The organism is Ruegeria sp. AI2, from assembly GCF_056541275.1.
This window is the reverse complement of the sequence record NZ_JBQFYB010000015.1, coordinates 40,716-57,239: the sequence shown is the minus strand read 5'-3', so window position 1 is coordinate 57,239 and position 16,524 is coordinate 40,716. Positions and strand designations below refer to the sequence as shown.

General features: G+C 55.4%; 9 protein-coding genes. 5 read left to right on the top strand and 4 right to left on the bottom strand.

Features of this window, described 5'->3' with window-relative positions:
* Positions 1–78 precede the first annotated feature (78 nt).
* On the bottom strand, positions 79–2,127 hold the full coding sequence (locus ACR0LL_RS18570; protein ID WP_480588682.1) for a dockerin type I domain-containing protein: 2,049 nt from the start codon (positions 2,125–2,127) through the stop codon (positions 79–81).
* Positions 2,128–2,355: 228 nt separating this feature from the next.
* On the opposite strand from ACR0LL_RS18570, the gene ACR0LL_RS18565 reads away from it, so the two are divergent.
* Genes ACR0LL_RS18565 through ACR0LL_RS18545 form a run of 5 tightly spaced genes read left to right on the top strand, consistent with a single transcriptional unit; the run spans position 2,356 to position 11,843 of the window.
* The gene (locus ACR0LL_RS18565) at positions 2,356–6,186 is read left to right on the top strand and encodes a beta strand repeat-containing protein (protein WP_480588681.1); all 3,831 of its coding nucleotides are present in this window, start codon (positions 2,356–2,358) and stop codon (positions 6,184–6,186) included.
* A 46-nt stretch (positions 6,187–6,232) separates the two neighbouring features.
* Entirely contained in the window at positions 6,233–7,072 is an 840-nt protein-coding gene (locus ACR0LL_RS18560; protein ID WP_480588680.1) for a SapC family protein, read from the top strand.
* Positions 7,035–8,405 (top strand): TolC family protein, encoded by a 1,371-nt coding sequence (locus tag ACR0LL_RS18555; protein ID WP_480588679.1) that lies wholly within the window; start codon positions 7,035–7,037, stop codon positions 8,403–8,405. The genes ACR0LL_RS18560 and ACR0LL_RS18555 overlap by 38 nt, the downstream gene beginning before the upstream one ends.
* Positions 8,402–10,549, top strand: coding sequence for a type I secretion system permease/ATPase (locus ACR0LL_RS18550; RefSeq protein WP_480588678.1), 2,148 nt, complete (start codon positions 8,402–8,404; stop codon positions 10,547–10,549). Before ACR0LL_RS18555 ends, ACR0LL_RS18550 begins: the two co-directional genes overlap by 4 nt.
* Positions 10,533–11,843 (top strand): HlyD family type I secretion periplasmic adaptor subunit, encoded by a 1,311-nt coding sequence (locus tag ACR0LL_RS18545; protein WP_480588677.1) that lies wholly within the window; start codon positions 10,533–10,535, stop codon positions 11,841–11,843. Before ACR0LL_RS18550 ends, ACR0LL_RS18545 begins: the two co-directional genes overlap by 17 nt.
* 115 nt (positions 11,844–11,958) lie before the next feature.
* On the opposite strand, the gene ACR0LL_RS18540 is transcribed toward ACR0LL_RS18545, so the two are convergent.
* The 3 genes from ACR0LL_RS18540 to ACR0LL_RS18530 form a co-directional block, all read right to left on the bottom strand.
* Complete coding sequence (locus ACR0LL_RS18540) at positions 11,959–12,660, bottom strand: response regulator transcription factor (protein ID WP_480483716.1); 702 nt, start codon at positions 12,658–12,660, stop codon at positions 11,959–11,961.
* Positions 12,660–14,555, bottom strand: coding sequence for a PAS-domain containing protein (locus ACR0LL_RS18535; RefSeq protein WP_480588676.1), 1,896 nt, complete (start codon positions 14,553–14,555; stop codon positions 12,660–12,662). Before ACR0LL_RS18535 ends, ACR0LL_RS18540 begins: the two co-directional genes overlap by 1 nt.
* A gap of 201 nt (positions 14,556–14,756) precedes the next feature.
* Positions 14,757–16,295, bottom strand: coding sequence for an alkaline phosphatase family protein (locus tag ACR0LL_RS18530; protein WP_480588675.1), 1,539 nt, complete (start codon positions 16,293–16,295; stop codon positions 14,757–14,759).
* Positions 16,296–16,524 lie beyond the last annotated feature (229 nt).

The window sequence follows — 16,524 nt, the reverse complement described above, 5'->3', positions numbered from 1 at the left end:
GTTTGTGTATCTAAGGCCAACATTGCGGTCCAAGCGGAAGCCTTGCAATGACTGAATTGCAGCACCGTTCATTTCAATTCATGCCGCCTCGAGGTTGCCGAGCAAAATGGACGTCATATCGACGGTTATCACACCGTCTATGGCTACAACATCCATTCCAGTCTGATAATCAACGTTGCTTTTTGTAACTCCCGACAAGTCCGCATCTGAATCCAAGAAGACCCATTGAGGTTCATGCGCAGTGGTTTGCCCAACAGCCACCTGCAAAATCGCCAGTGCATCCACGGCATTGATGGTTCCATCTTGATTGATATCCGCCGCGATCAGGTTTTCCGCATCGGCAGGCCCCCATGTCGGATCGAGGCCAACCGAAATGCGTAACACTTGCAAAGCATCCATCGCGTCGATCTCTTTGCTCGCCGTTGAATAATGTTTGACGATGTCCAGTCTTCCGGGGAACGTGCCATCCGGAAGGTCTAAGTCAAATTGCCCCTGATCGTCAGCCGTGACAGATACCGTACCACCGCCGATCGGAGTGAATCTAATCTCCGCATCCGACAATCCGGGATTTACAGATCGGCTGTCCACTGTGATTGGCCCAAGCACACCATCCGAACTGTCCGGCGTCAAACCGCCGAAATCACCGAATTCAACCGGAATGTGATCGGGGCCTTCAAACCCGGCCCCGAAAATATCGGTACTGGTCAGCGTTCCGCCCGAAGCGGACTGAACCTGCACCACCTCGCCCCGATACTCTATCCGCGCCCCTTGAGTGGTGCTGGTGAATGTCAACTGCTGAGGGGACCGCAACAGCAGGTAGTCGAACATGTCCAGACGGTCCACACCCGGCTGAAAATCCGTGATCGTGGTCAGACCGCTGCCTGACTGCATCACGAAAATGTCGGCCCCTGCCCCACCTGACATGGTCATAGCACCTGTTCCGGCTATCAGTATGTCGTCGCCATCGCCACCCATCAGGGTGGTATCCAGAATACTGCCGCTCAGCATGTCGTCTGAGGCCGTCCCCGATACTGTTCCAAACCCTTTGTTCACGACCCCAAGATCATCGACAGGAACCGAAATGACAGTGACTCCAGCGTCTTGTTGCGACGTAACCAGAATCTGCAACTCATTGCCGACGTGAGCAAGGCTCAGCGATTCGACATTCTGCAATCCACTACTCAAAGTGTCGGCGAAACTGTCCAGATAGACCAACTGGCCTTCCGGTGTCAGCGTGAACAATGTAAGCCCATCGTCGCCGCCACCCGCCACGACGAATACGCGCCCGTTGATGTCCACGACTTCAAGGTCCTGCACGGATTCAAAGCGGGTCGTGTGCGAATCCAGAATATGGTCTGTGGCGCTCAGGCTGCCGTCAGCTTTCAATTGAAGCACACTGAGCGAGTCGCTGCCTGCGCCCGCCACGATCACCCAGGGCTTGCCGTAGGCATCAATCGTTGCGACGGCTGTCGGAGTCGAGATTCCAAGGGTTCCCATAGCCGAACTGTTGTCAATCTCGGTCAACTGACCGGAAAGGCTGTCGATCCGATAAGTTGAGACTGTATTGCTGGCCGCATCACTTGAGATCAGGAAATGGTCTGTTCCTGCGCGCAGCGTCTGTATCGCGTCTCCAGAGCCAGCAACAAGACCAGCAAGGCTCAGCGTTCCATCTGGATTAACAAGATATGTCCCGATTTGACCCGTTTCTTCATGAGCCATTGCTAGAACATCCATGGGTCCGATCGACACTTGAACAATCGCCGAGATATCTCCTCCTCCTGCCAGAGATCCGGTTTCCGAAAGGCTGTCCAGGGTGCCATCCACGTTCAGGTCATATCCGACCAACCCGACCGCCATATTTACATCCAGTACCAGTTGTTCGGATCCCGCCAGCGTTATCGGTGTGCCACTGCAACCAACGTGAAACGTGATTGTGCCGCTGTAATATTCCGTGTCGACCAATTGAGGCAACGCGCCCTCAACCAGCCTCCAGACCGCGACGCCGCCGCCCGGTCCGGTGACGGTATAAAGATAGGTGGTTCCGTTAAACGTTTTTAAAGCCGTATCGCCGATACCTGAATCGAGCGCCGCGCTCCCCGTTGCCACCACACCTTCGAATTGAAGCATCACAGCTACACCTCCATCGCCACCCCTGGCCTTGACCAAAAGATGACCTGATGCACGGACCGAAACAAAAGCGGAATTGTGGTGAAAACGAGAAGTTCGGTTTCAGATTAACTCAATTTTTCACTTTCGATCGCAACAGTAACCAGTGGGAAAGACAGATGAGCCAGCCGTTATCAGCGCGACCTGTCATCCATTTCGGTGATCGCGGAAACCACATGTGAGGGTAAGATGACCAAAGCACCAGAGTTCAACAAGCGTCCGGCGGCTGAACCTTCGGAAACGGACCGCAAGCAACACATTCGCCAGTGGATCGATGGAAAACTTGGCCGCTGGGCAGGGCGCGGCGCGGCCGGCGGGTTGATTTCAACTTTGATGGCCTTGCCCGCGTTATCACAAGCCACAATCGAAGAACTGTATGCTTTTCAGTTCGCGGAAACCATTCCAGGCGTTCGCTCGGTCAAGTTGATGAAGAATGGCGATGTTCTTCTAGAAATGGTCGATGGCCGGACAATGATCGTGGCAGCTGAAAACGTCCAGATCCTGGACAGCGGTGCCATCATGATCGCTGAGAACGCGGTTCAGGAGATTGCCCAGTTCAGCGCTGTGGAAGCAGGTGTTTCCGCGGGTGCGTCCGCAGGCGGCATCAGTGGTGCCGGCGCGGCGTTGGGCGGATTGGGCCTGGCGGGGGCGGCTGCGGCCGCAGGAGGTGGCGGCGGTGGCGGTGAAGACAGCCCCGTCGTATCCGAACCCACCCCGACTTACACAAGCCTCAACCTCGCCGAGCTGCAATCCACTGCGCTGAACAACGTTAGCACCAACGCCATCGCTCCCGAAGGGACTGCGACCATCGAAGTCACAATAGGGTCACTGGTGAAAACCGTGACACCCAACCCCGATGGCAGCTGGAGCATCTCTCTGACAGCAGCCGAAGCCAGCGCGCTTCCACAGGGTGTGTCGACGGTGACCATCAGGAACCTGGATGGGTCGGGGGCCGAGCTGTCGACACAATCCGTTCAGTTTGACATCGATACTGTCCCGCCAAGCCTGTCGATCACCGGGTTTTCTGACGGGCCGGTACTCAACCTGGCAGAGCAGGCCACCGATCTGACGGTCACCGGTGTAACTGATGCTGAAGACGGGCAAATCGTAACGGTTTCACTGAACGGGCAAAGCTATTCCGGTACGGTTTCCGGAGGACAGTGGAGCGTAACCGTCCCGGCGGCTGACCTTAGCGCCTTGCCTGACGGCGCAATCGTAAATGTAACGGCAGACGTGACTGACGCGGCTGGAAACCCGGCCGCACAGGCCAGCGGAAGCTTTGATACGGATTTCACCGCGCCAAGTGTCTCTCTGGATCCTGTTGCGGGTGGATCAATTGACCTGATTGATGTGGCTGGTGACTTAACCTTAACGGGTTCCACCACGGCCGAGGACGGGCAAACCATCATCGTCACGTTCGACGGGCAGGTGTACACCGGCACTGCGACAGGCGGAAACTGGACTGTCACGATCCCCAATTCTGACCTCAGCGGTCTGTCCACCGGAACACCTGCTGCAATTGTTGTGGCGGTCGAGGATATCGCAGGCAACCCGGCCGTGCCGATTCTTTTTACTGTACCAGTGGACCTGACCGGCCCCTCAATTTCGATATCTCCGCTTTCCGTCGGCGCAGTTCTCAACGCCGCTGAAGCCGCGGCAAGCTTGGCTATAAGCGGGACAACCGCCAATGTCGAAGATGGCCAGCAAGTCACCGTCACACTGGATGGTCAAACATATACCTCGACAGTGACGGGCGGAACATGGACTGTAACTGTCCCAGCCGGTGATCTCGCATCTTTGGCCGACGGAGGCAGCTTTCAGATCACTGCAGATGTCAGCGACGCAAACGGGCTGACAGCCCCTCAGGCTGATGTGACACTTTCGAAAGACGTCACAGGACCGACCCTCAGCATCGACACGATCTCGACCGGCGCATTCATGAATGCTGCCGAACAAGCGGTGGGCCTGACAATATCGGGCGCAACGTCGGCCGAAGATGGCCAAGTCGTGACCGTCACTTTGAACGGTCAATTTTACACTGCTACAGCCACCGGAGGGTCTTGGAGCACGGTTGTCCCCGCTGCCGACCTTGCGGCCCTCTCTGATGCTGCCACCGTGGCGGTAACGGCGGATGTCTCCGACGCCGCAGGAAATCCGGCGTCACAGGCCAGCAACAGTTTCACGACCGATTTCACACCCCCTACCCTGGGAATAACCAGTATTTCTGCCGGCACTGTCATGAACGCTGCTGAACAAGGCACCGACCTGATTGTCTCGGGAACCTCTGACGCTCAGGATGGAACGGTCATTACTGTGGAGATCGCGCGCGCAGACGGAACTGTAGATGTAAGCGGTACAGCAACGGTAACCGGTGGTATCTGGACCTATACCGCAACAGTTGCCGAACTTTCAGGCCTCCAGGACGCAAGTACCTATAATGTCACGGCTTCTGTTTCAGACACTGCAGGGAATGGCAACCAAATCTCGACGAGTTTCACAACCGATTTTACAGCGCCAGCAATCACGATCGACAGTTTGCCGGTTGGCTCCGTATTGGATGTAATGGAACAAGCTACAGACCTGACAATTTCAGGCACGACGACCTCGGAAGATGGCCAAATAGTCTCTGTCACGTTTGGCGGGCAAACCTATACAGGTGTTGCATCGGGTGGAACCTGGGCGATAACTGTGCCAGCCAGCGACCTGGGTGCGCTTTCCGATGGAACAAACTACACCATCACCGCAACAGTTGACGATGTCGCTGGCAACAGCGCAGTAGCGGCAAGCAGTTCGGTAACAACGGACTTTCGGCCAGTTCTGATGCTGGACGATGTCGGCGTGAACAACGCAGTGGCCCTTGCTGATGCCAAGGCGTCAGGCACTACTGTCAGCGGTTCCTCTGCCGGGCTTTCAAACGGCCAGACTGTGGATGTCTTGCTGAACGGTAGTTCCGTCGGTAGCGCGACGGTAACCGCGGACGGATCCTGGACACTGGCTGTTGCGTCGTCAGATTTCGCCGCCATAGAAGCTGGGGATGCCCTGACTATATCAGCCCAGGCAACCGTTGCAGGGGGACCAGATCCCTTACCTGTATCGGATCAGGTGGTTGCTCATGAACCAGCTGCCTACGTGATCTCTGAAGTCGGGCGCAGTGGGTCAACCGTAACGTTTGCCATTTATGCCGATGCAAATCGTGACATCTCTGGTGGCCTGGCTTTTACAGCGGAGCTTGAGTTTGACTCATCTGTCGCCACTTTCGACATCGGGTCTGACTCGGAAAACAGCGCGTTCGATTTGTTTCTGGCAAACCCAGGCACAGGTGACATCATCAACTTCGCTGGGGCGGCGACTGTTTTTTCCGATTTGTCTCAACCTATTGTCACCTTCACGATGACAGTACAGGATGCTGCTCAACCCATTGAGTTAACGATCAAAACACCTGAAGGTGGCCCTGTTGCAGTTCAGTTTGGCACCAATGGCAATGACATCCTCACCGCAGCAAACACGGACACAATCATTCGTGGCGGTGGCGGAGATGACAGCATTGACGTCATCGAAGCCGGGCGGGACGTCGTTGTCTTTGAAGCCGACCCGAACAACAATGGCGTAGACAGCATAACCGGTTTCACAATTGGGCCCGCAGCAGATGTAACCGACGCTCTGATGTTCAGCGGACTGAATATCGCTACGCTCCGAGGTGATGGCACGAGTTTTGAGCTTCTTACTGTCGGTGACACATTGGGCACAGACACTGGATTTGTAGGCCTCGATACCGTTCTTGCAGACCTCAATGCCGTTACACTCGAAACGGCTATAGAGAGCCTTGCCGGAGCAATTGCAGGTGACGCGCTCTATGTGATGGCAACGGACGGAACGGACAGTGTCCTGATCAAAGCTGATTTCGTGACACCTGGCGATGCCAACGTCGAAACCCTCGCAACTTTCCATAGCCTAGCCGATCTCAGCAGTTTGACTGCCGACAACATCATACACACCGACCCAACCGGTGCGACGGCCTGACCCAGCTCAGGAACAAATTGGCGTTCATCAGAAACACGAGGCAGTTATGGCACAGAATGGCTTAACCCCGGTCACACGATCACAACATGGTCATCGGTTCTGGAAACGTTACACGTCGTTCGAATTCGCGCGCGATATGGTCGACTGCCCGGTGGCTGAGGCAGAGATCCTACAGGCAGCAGCCAATTTTCCGATCGCGTTCCGGAAATTCGAACGGGGATTTTACCCCGTGGCAATCTTATCGATGACACCAGACAAACCGACGCCATACGTGTCAGCAAAAGGGGAATGGCGCGCAAGCTATGTTCCCTCGGCACTACGGTGTGTGCCATTTCAATCCCGACCACCTGAGCTTCAGGACAAAACCGGAGAGGGGGAGTTTGACTTGCTTGTCAACGAAAGTCTGGACCTGGTTACCGACAACCCCGACGATGAGCCATTCTTTGACCGAACCGGAGCGCTGGGGGCTGAACTGCGAAATGTCCAGGCGTTCTTTCGCACTCTTACAGCATCACTGGAGAACACATATCAGTTGTGCCGTACGATAGGCGGCATGGGGCTTTTTTCTCCACTCGCCTGCGCACAAATGGACGAATGCCTCGACGGTTACTTTGATGTCAAGCTGGTTGCCTTGCGGCAAGTTCCTTCAGCGCATCTGTCATTGCTCGCCATGAACGGAGGCCTGCGCCTCATACATGCCCACCAAGTTTCCTTGACCCATTGCGCGTGGCTTTTGCCGGCTCAAAAGCGCGTCGAGCAATTGGAGAAAAAGTCGTCGACCGGCGTTAGCTCGGATGCTTCAGAATTTATGGAGGCGCTGGCAGCCGCCCAACGAAAGGAAAGCTTGCTTGACCATCGGTGGCAGGAGGGTCAGTATGCCATTTAGTAAGTATTCGCAGTATTTTGTCGCGCTCAGTCTGCTTCTGGTTTCGGTTTCCGCCTGCACAAGTCCACCCGATTTGACGCCTGTGACGATGTCCTTCGCAGCCCAAACAGCCGGTGCTGGGGCAACTAAACCATCAAAAACACTTAGTCACAGCACCTTCGGGCAACGGGTAAAAAAGGCGGTTGAGAACAACCCAAATCTGGCGCAAGTCAAATCCAGAATGGGAATCGCGAAAGCCAAACAAGACGCGGCTGAAGGCGCTTTTCTTCCGGAGATTTCGCTGGGGCTAAACGCGCGATCTGAAAGGATTGCATCAGATATTGCGGATGTATCGCCGTATCTGAGGGTCTCACAGTTGGTCTATGACGGCGGGGCGGCTTCAGGGGATCTGACCGCTGCGCGGGCACGTGTCTTGGAAAGCAGAGGCGATCAGATTCAAACGGCCTCATCCACTGCTCTCGCAGCAATCGAGACCTATGTACTTGTCCTCGATCAACGAAAGATTCAAAGCATCGCAGCAAAGAATGTTTTGACCCATGAAGAGCTTGTTCGCCAGATAACCGACCGAACAGAAAACGGCGTCGGTTCAAGTGCCGACGTCCTGGCAGCCCGGTCACGCATGTCCGATGCGCGCACAAAGCTGGCTGATGCGTATGCGCGCACAGACCGCGCCGAAGCGCGATTCCGCGAAGTATTTGGGGATGAACCTGGCACTCTTTCTGCACCAGTTCCGGCACCTGGGCTGGAAAGAAGTGACATGCAGATCATAATGAACAGTCCTCAGGTTCGGCGGTCCGATGCAAGCCTTCTGGCCGCCAAGGCGGAATGGTCCGCAGCGCAAGCGCGCCGCAGCCCTGATGTCAGGGTCGCCGCATTCGCAAACCAGGATAACAATCGTGACGCGAATTTTGGAGTAGATCTTTCTTTCAATTACGAGCTGGACAGCACCGGCCAACGCCGCGCCGCAATAGCAGCGGCGGAATCGTTGGTCAAAGAGACAGAGTTTGCGCGCGAGCAGCTTATCCGAGAAATTACGCGAGAATTGGCTTTTATCCGTTCGGATCAAAAAGCGGGTGCCGATCGGTTACGCGAAGCCCGGATTGCCGTAGAGGCTAACGCGGAAAGTGTCGCTGCATCCCGTGAACAATTTTCAATCGGCCGCCGTAGCCTCATTGAAATTCTGGATGCTCAGCGCGACTACGTAAATGCTCAGGAACGTTTGATCCTTGCGGAACAGAGCTACTTTCTAACCAATTATGCAGCCCTAAGCTTGACCGGAGACATACTCGACCTGCTTGGGGTTTCATTGGGCGACTGGGGCACTACACAATGAACGCATCCCACCCTGCCACCGATGCCTCGTTACTTACACCGTTTGAAGCCTGTCTGTTGAATATCTCGTCGGCACTTGAACGGCCATTGAGTCTCGCGGCGCTGCACGCGGCGCAAACTGGCGCAGATGGGGATTTGACAGTACGGGACATTCTCGCCCTCGCGCCAAAGGCGGGCATGCAGGCGGGATATGGGGCAATGCGCCTTTCCGACTTGGATGACAATCTGACACCCACCCTGTTGCTGTTGGCAGAGGGTAAAGCCGTTGTCTTTCACGGACGAACGCAAGCTGGCGCCTTTTTGGTCTTCGACCCAGAGCTTGGCGAAGGTATCGGTGAAGTTTCCGAAGACATGCTGGCAGCCTGTCACACCGGTTACGCAATCCTGTTCCGTCGCCATCACGACGGCGAAACATTGGACGGGCCCGGTTCACATGGCGGTCACTGGTTCTGGAACGCCCTGTCCGCCAGCCGGTGGTCATACGTTCAAGTCGCACTCGCTGCGGCGCTGGCAAACCTCCTTGGTTTGTCTACGTCCGTTTTCATCATGGTGGTCTATGACCGGGTATTGCCCAACGAAGCAACAGAGTCTCTGATCGCTTTGACCCTGGGTGTGGCGTTGGCACTGTGTTTTGACTTTGCCCTCAAGTTGCTGCGGGCGGGATTTATCGACAAGGCTGGGCAGAAAGCCGACTTGTTGATGGGCCGGCGCATTTTCGACCAGTTGCTGAACATCCAGATGAAATCGCGCACTGGGTCTACCGGTGCCATGACCAGCACCATTCGCGAGTTTGAAACTCTGCGAGAATTCTTTACATCCGCGACGCTGGTGGCCGTTGTTGACCTGCCTTTCATCGGGTTGTTCATCCTGGTGATCTATCTGGTTGGGGGACAACTGGCTTTGATCCCTGCACTGGCCGTACCGGTGGTGCTCCTGACAGGTTTGGCGGTGCAGCCAGTTTTATCAAGGATGGCGGAACGAAGCTTGTCCGATGGACAGTCCAAGCAATCAGTTCTGGTTGAGGCTGTCTCGGGACTTGAAACCATTAAAACAACGGCAGCAGGCAGAAAAATGCGCGCACGATGGGAACAGGCCATCGAACAGCAGTCAGCGCATGGTGCACGAAGCCGAACCGTCACGCAATTTGCCCTGAACCTGACCGGATTCACCCAACAGGCCGCACAAGTGCTTGTCGTATTTCTTGGTGTTTTTCTGATCACAAACGGGCAAGCCAGCATGGGTGCGCTGGTGGCTTCGGTAATGTTGACCGGTCGGGCGCTGGCCCCTCTGGGTCAACTGGCGCAGACTTTGACCCGCATAAATCAGGCCAGGTGCGCCTATCGCAACCTCAATGCGCTAATGCATGCAGAAAGCGAACGCCCGGAGGGGCGCACATGGCTGACCCGATCTGATTTCAAAGGGGCAATTGCCTTCAATAACGTGCATTTCTCGTATTCTGACCAAAGCGAAGATACCCTGCATGGTGTCTCATTCACAATCAAGCCTGGCGAGAAAGTCGCAATTCTCGGTCAAATCGGGTGCGGGAAAAGCACGATTGCGCGCCTGCTATTGGGGCTTTACACGCCGCGAGTGGGCTCGGTCATGATTGATGGATTAGACATACGTCAGATCGACCCGGGTGACTTGCGACGCAATATCGGATCCGTTCTGCAGGATGTCTGGCTTTTTTCGGGGTCTGTCAGGGACAATATCGCAAGTGGCGCAGTCCGGCCCAGAGATTGCGACATTGTCGAAGCCGGCCGTATTGCCGGTGTCGAAGAATTCGTGAACAGCCATCCTTCGGGCTATGACCTTCAACTCGCTGAACGCGGTGAGGGGCTTTCCGGTGGGCAACGGCAGGCAATCGCCCTGGCACGGGCACTTGTCGGGCGACCTCCGGTTTTGCTTTTTGATGAGCCAACCAGTGCGATGGACGTCAAAACCGAAGCCCAACTTGTTCAACGCCTGAGTGCGTCAACCTCCGGGTCAACCCTGGTCATTGTAACGCACAGAACCAGTCTGCTGGAGCTTGTGGACAGGGTTATCGTTCTGGAAAACGGAAAAATCGCAGCTGATGGACCCAAAAGCCTGCTGACGCAGCACATGCGTCAGAAAGGGAGGCACCTGAATGTCGCAGCATCCTGATCTGGCGAAACTGGCGCGCGAAATGCAGGGGCGGTCCCCCGTTCGTGGTTCATTGCTCTTGCTGTTGATCCTGTCGTGTATTGTCTCGGCCGGGTTGTGGGCGCATTTGACCGAATTGGATGACGTAACGCGGGTCGATGGGCGGATCGTGCCTTCGGGAGACATACAGGTGATCGACGCCGCCGAGCCTGGCGTGCTGCGGTCGCTTCATGTGCGCGAAGGCCAGTTGGTCGACAAAGGGGCATTGTTGATGGAATTGGACGCCACACAAATCGACAGCCAACTTAGCCAGGAACAACAGCGCGCTTTCGGGCTGCAAGCCCGTGCACAACGTCTGCAGGCAGAAATAGATGGTACGCAATTGAATTTCGATGTGCAGTTGATCGAAGGTGCACCCAGTGTCGTGCGCTCGGAAACTGCATTGTATCAGGGTCGGCAAGCAGAGCTGGCGGCAGAAATCGCCATCTTAGAACGACAACGTGAGCAAAAGCAGCGAGAACACGAAGAAGGTCTCGTGGATCAGGTAACAGCAGAAGAAACCCTAAAGGTGCTCGGTGAGGAGCGTGCAATCATAGCTCCGCTTGTTGAGCGGCAAATGGAACCGGCAACGACATTGCTGGCGTTACGGCGCAGCGAAGCCGAGTGGCGCGGCCGCAAAGTCCGTGCCGAAGCCGTGACCAGCAGGTTGCAAACCGGTTTGGATGAAATAGATGATCGGATTCAAGCTGCTCACAGCCGATTTCGAAGTGCGGCGCTTACTGAATTGGCCATTGCAACTGCGGAACTTGCGACCTTGCAACCCGCCTTGCCTGCTCTACGCGACCGCGCTGCACGAGCGCAGGTTCGCTCTCCGGTTCGCGGTATCGTCAACCGCATCCACCGAACCACCATTGGGGGTTTGGCGCGGAGTGGCGAAGATCTTGTCGAGATTGTTCCCCTGGACGACACACTATTGGTCGAAGCTTACGTAAAGCCCGAAGATATTGCATTCTTGCGTGCTGGACAGCCCGTAAAGGTAAAGATCACGGCTTATGATTTTGCGCGATACGGGGCGCTGGATGGTGAAATCGTACGGATTGGCGCCGATACCGTCACACGATCAGAGCGGAACGACGAAGAGGTGTTCGTTGTGGAAATCCGCACGAGCAACACCATGCTCGATGGAAATGGTGTCGCAGTGGAAATCATACCCGGCATGATCGCAGAGGTTGACATTTTGTCAGGTCGAAAATCCGTACTGGAGTATCTGCTGGAACCTGTCGTGAAGATAAAAGATCAAGCTTTGCGTGAGTGAGCGCAAAGACCAAAATATTCGTTCTTGCGACGCTTACTGTGTTTTCTATCTACACTGCCGGACGCAGAGGGGATCGAAAGAAATTCAGGTTCACACTCTGGCCAACAGAGCGTCGCTATTTCCAGTCGACATCCCCTAAAAAAATATACCCAGCACCGTAAATCGTTTTGATCAGGCGCGGATTCTTTGGGTCTTCACCAAGTTTCGTACGCAACCTGGAGATTCTGACATCCATAGCACGATCAAAGCTGTCGCCCGCTGCACCGCCCAAGGATTCCTGCATCTGCCCCCTGCTGATCAGCCGCTTGGGGCTTTCCAGAAACAGACGCAAAACCTCGCCTTCTGCATGGCTGAAAGGTGTTTCAGCCCCTGACCCGTCTTCCAGAACATACCGATCAAAATGCGCAATCCAGCCGTTGAATTCCGCCCTGTCCGATTGTGATGTCCGACCGCGCGGCGCGCGCAACCTAGCCCGTACCCGGGCTACGACCTCGGTGGGGTCAAACGGCTTGGTAATATAGTCATCTGCGCCAAGCTCCAGCCCTGTCACACGGTCCTGAACCTGCGCCCGGCCGGAAATAATGATCACTGCTGCACCCTGTTCCAGCGCCAAGCGATGAACAAGCGCCAGCCCGTCGGTATCTGGTAAGGACAGGTCCACAAGGCAGACATCAGGGGTTACTCGATTAAGGGATGCTTCAAACTCTCTGGCACGCGAAAAACTCTGCGTTCTGAAACCGGCATCCTCCAGCGCATCCGTCAGAATGCGCCGAATTTCGGGTTCGTCGTCGAGAATGGTCACCATTGGTTGCGACATCAGGCGGCCTCGGCTTGGATGAGAGCGGACAATTGGGCCTGTGAGAACGGTTTACGCAAAACAGGTGCCAAAGCAAGGGCCCGTTGATGCAGCGGATCTGAATTTGGCAGAGATGTCATAAGGATAAGCGGCAACCCCGGTTTCAACTGTTCAAGGATATCCAAGCCAGTACCGTGTCCTTCCAAACGGATATCGGACAAGACCAGCGAAATGTCCTTCACACTTGATATCAAGGCCAGTGCTTCATCAACTGAATTTGCTTCAATGACAGTAAAGCCCAAATCCACCAGCATGTCCCGAAACTGCCCGCGCAGGTCTTCGCTGTCTTCAACCAACAGTACCAATCCGTCCTGCGCCGGAGGAGCGGGCCGAAAAGGCAAACGCATGACAACCGAGGCCCCAGATGGCGTATTTCTTAGATTCAGATCGCCACCAGCAAGCTTGACCGTATCATAAACCATCGGCAGCCCCAGACCCGAACCGTCGCTCCCTTTTGTTGTGAAAAACGGGTTCAGCGCCTTTTCAAGCGCCTCGGGTGAAAACCCCGGCCCAGTGTCGGAAACCGTGACTTCGATCCAGATCTCACCAATGGCATGTGCACTGATTGTGATCTGGCCCGTGCTCCCGCAGGCATCCCTGGCATTCAGAACCAAATTCAAAAGCGCATCCTGAACCATACCCGGATCAAGCATCAATGTCTGTTTTGGCAAGGTGTTTACGACGGACAGGCCCACACCGCGAGGCAGTGAAGGCGTCGCCAGAATCCTCAGGTCTTCCAACAATCCCCCGATGTCAGTGGCCTGCGGTTGCGGCGTTCGGTTCCCAGTCATGTCGGCGATCCGGTTCAGCAGTTGCCCGCCCCGGCGCGCGGTTTGTTGAGTTGCCGCCACAAGTTCCCGCGCGCCATCCGGCAAATCCATCTTGTCGAGGCGGGACTGCATCCCAAGGATGATAGTGAGCAGATTGGAGAAGTCATGGGCAAGCCCGCTGGTCATCTGGGCCGCCATCGCCCGGCGGCGGGTTTGCTGTAGTGCTACGCGTGCCTGTGTCTCTTCGGTGATGTCCACCGACATTACGTACACACCCCCTGCCCCATCCGGCGTAAACGAAACCCGAATACGGCGGGAATCCTGATCTTCAGTGAACTCGAAAACCGATGGCTCTCCGCTATAGGCCTTAAGCAAATGGGCCTGAACCCGTTCAAAGGCGGCCGCACCCAGCGCTTCAGAAATGTGAAGCCCCAGAATATCGGACGGACGCCCGGGCATGACGGCGCTCAGGCGGCGATTCGAGTAATCGTAACGGCCGTCGCTGTCCAAATGCGCGATATGAGCCGGCATCATCTCGGTCACCATACGAGTACGCGCTTCGATTTCGGTCAGTTCCCGCTTGGCCTCTTCAAGCGCCGCGATCGTGGCCGCAAGTTTGCGGTTGGTTGCGGACAGTTCTTCCGCGTGGCTCAGCAACTGTTCCGACAGTTCCTCTGACCGCGCCCGCAACAGGTTTTCCGCCCGCCGCGTGCCGGTAATATCCGTGTAGACCGCGACCCACCCACCTTGGGGCAGCGGCGCGCCTTCAATTGAAACAACCTGCCCATTGGGGCGCACGCGCTCCATGTAGTGGGGCTCAAACGCCAAGGCTTGCTGGACACGCAGATTGACCATTTCCTCGACACTTTCATCGTCGCCATACTCACCGCGGCTGGCAAGAAAGTGGATCGTGTCGCTAAACAGAGCGCCCCTTTGAACCAGCTCATCCGGCAAACCGAACATTTCCTGGAAGCGGCGATTGCTGAGCACCAGTTGCAACTTGTTGTCATAAATGGAAAGCGCCTGACCGATCAGGTTTAGCCCCGCGGTCGTCATCGCCTTGATACGCTTTTCCGTTATGTCCAACTTCGTTTTCTCCACGGCTCATGCCTAGCATCAGAAATCATGCACGGGTAGTGGAATTGAGGGGAGGCGTTTCGGACTCTGCCTTCGTTCAAGTGCTTTTGCCAATCCGCGAATGCGCAAAGAGAAATACGTCGACACACCTGCCCGTGACCGAGTGCCCGGTATAGTTAGAATAGATGAACGTTGACAAAAAATCGCGTTCTAAGATGTGTATCTGGGGCGGGATTTTGCACCCTCAGATGTGATCGAATGCAAGGACAATGTGTGGTCCATATTTTTCATCCGGTGGCGCAACATCTGTCGGCTTAACCGTGCGAGATCCGTTGCAAAATCTGGATTCTCCGCGACGTTCTCGAATTCGCCCTTACCTTGGTGGTCGAACAGGATCGGGGGCAGGTCGGCAGCGAACTCGACCAGTGTGAACCGTTCATCCCGCAATATTCCCAAACACGAGTCGCTGTTACCAGTCCCCAAGTCTTGCTGCCACAGCGTCGGGTTTTCAGGTTCTGAAAAATCAAGTTCACTGAAAGAATAGTCGCGCCAATCGTCTGGAATATTACCGCGCAACAATGGCAGCAAGGACCGACCATCCATAGCGTTCGGAGCAGCCTGTCCAATCCAGTCCAGTATGGTCGGAGTGACATCCACGGACTCGGTTGGAACGGTGATCTTGCTTCCAGCTACAGCTTCGTTCCCGGGCAAACGGATCATCAGCGGTGTGTGATACGCCGCATCATAGACCGTCATTTTGCCCCAGCTGTGTCGATCCCCCAGCATTTCACCATGATCGGCGGTGATAACCAGCAATGTATCGTCGTATTGCCCGCTGTCCTTCAGGTACTGGACAACACGACCGATGTGGTGATCAACCTCGGTCGCCAGGCCCAGATATATAGCACGCAAGGTGCGAATGTTTTCGTCTGTAGGTTCAACGTCATCGAAACCGTGAACGAATTTTTTCGCGCTAAAGGTATCCAGCTTTGGTCCAAAGAACGGGTGCACTGCTTTTTCTGCTGCTGCGCTCGGCAAGCAGTGCGGCAGAGGGATATCCGCCGGGTCATACATGTCATTGTAAGGGGCCGGTGCGACCAAGGGCGGATGCGGGCGGATATAGGTCAAATGGGCGAACCAACCCTTTCCACGATGCGGCGCGATCCCATCAAGAAAGGTATCTGTCAGAAAAGCTGTATCGCTGTCTTCCGCCCGATACAGCGCGGGATCATTCAGCCGCAAGTGTCCACCGTCGGGCGAAACGGGCTTGTAGACATCCCAGTACTTTTCGAACTGGTACCCCTTTTTCATCAGATGCGCTTGCCAAGGATATGATTCTTCAAGACGCATTTCGACAACTTCAACAAACCCGGTCATCGACTGTTCGTAAGACTTGAGGTCAGGGTCATTGGGATCATGGACGCGCGGGTCGGCGGAGGTATCTGTGTAACCAAACAACATTGGCAAGTAACCAGCTTTGCGCATTTCCGTAGCAATGTTTGGGGTATCGTGCCGTAGCGGCGTTCCGTTTCTTACCGACCGATGATTCATCGCATATTGACCGGTCAGAATCGATGCGCGCGAGGGACCACAGGGATTGGTGACCGAAAAATGGCGGGTAAAGGTCACGGCCTCATCCATAAAAGCCCGCAAATTCGGAAGGTTCACATGGTCTGCCAAGGCCCCGGACAGGCAATCCGCTCTGAGTTGGTCGATGATGACAAACAAGACGTTCTTGGTCTGATGCATACCGACTTCTCCGATTCCGCGCCGTAATAACCAACGCGGAATGTGTATTGCTTCCCGCCACAGCGCAACCAATTTGTCGGTCAGGCAGAGGCGTGTTATCCCGACAAAGTTGTTGTGCGACAACCTCTGGCATGCACCTGTTCAGCATAGCTCCAATGCGACGGTCGGCGTGACGTCAAGGCCATCCAGCGCGGCAAAAAGAAGTCCAATGGCACAAAGCCATTGCGGT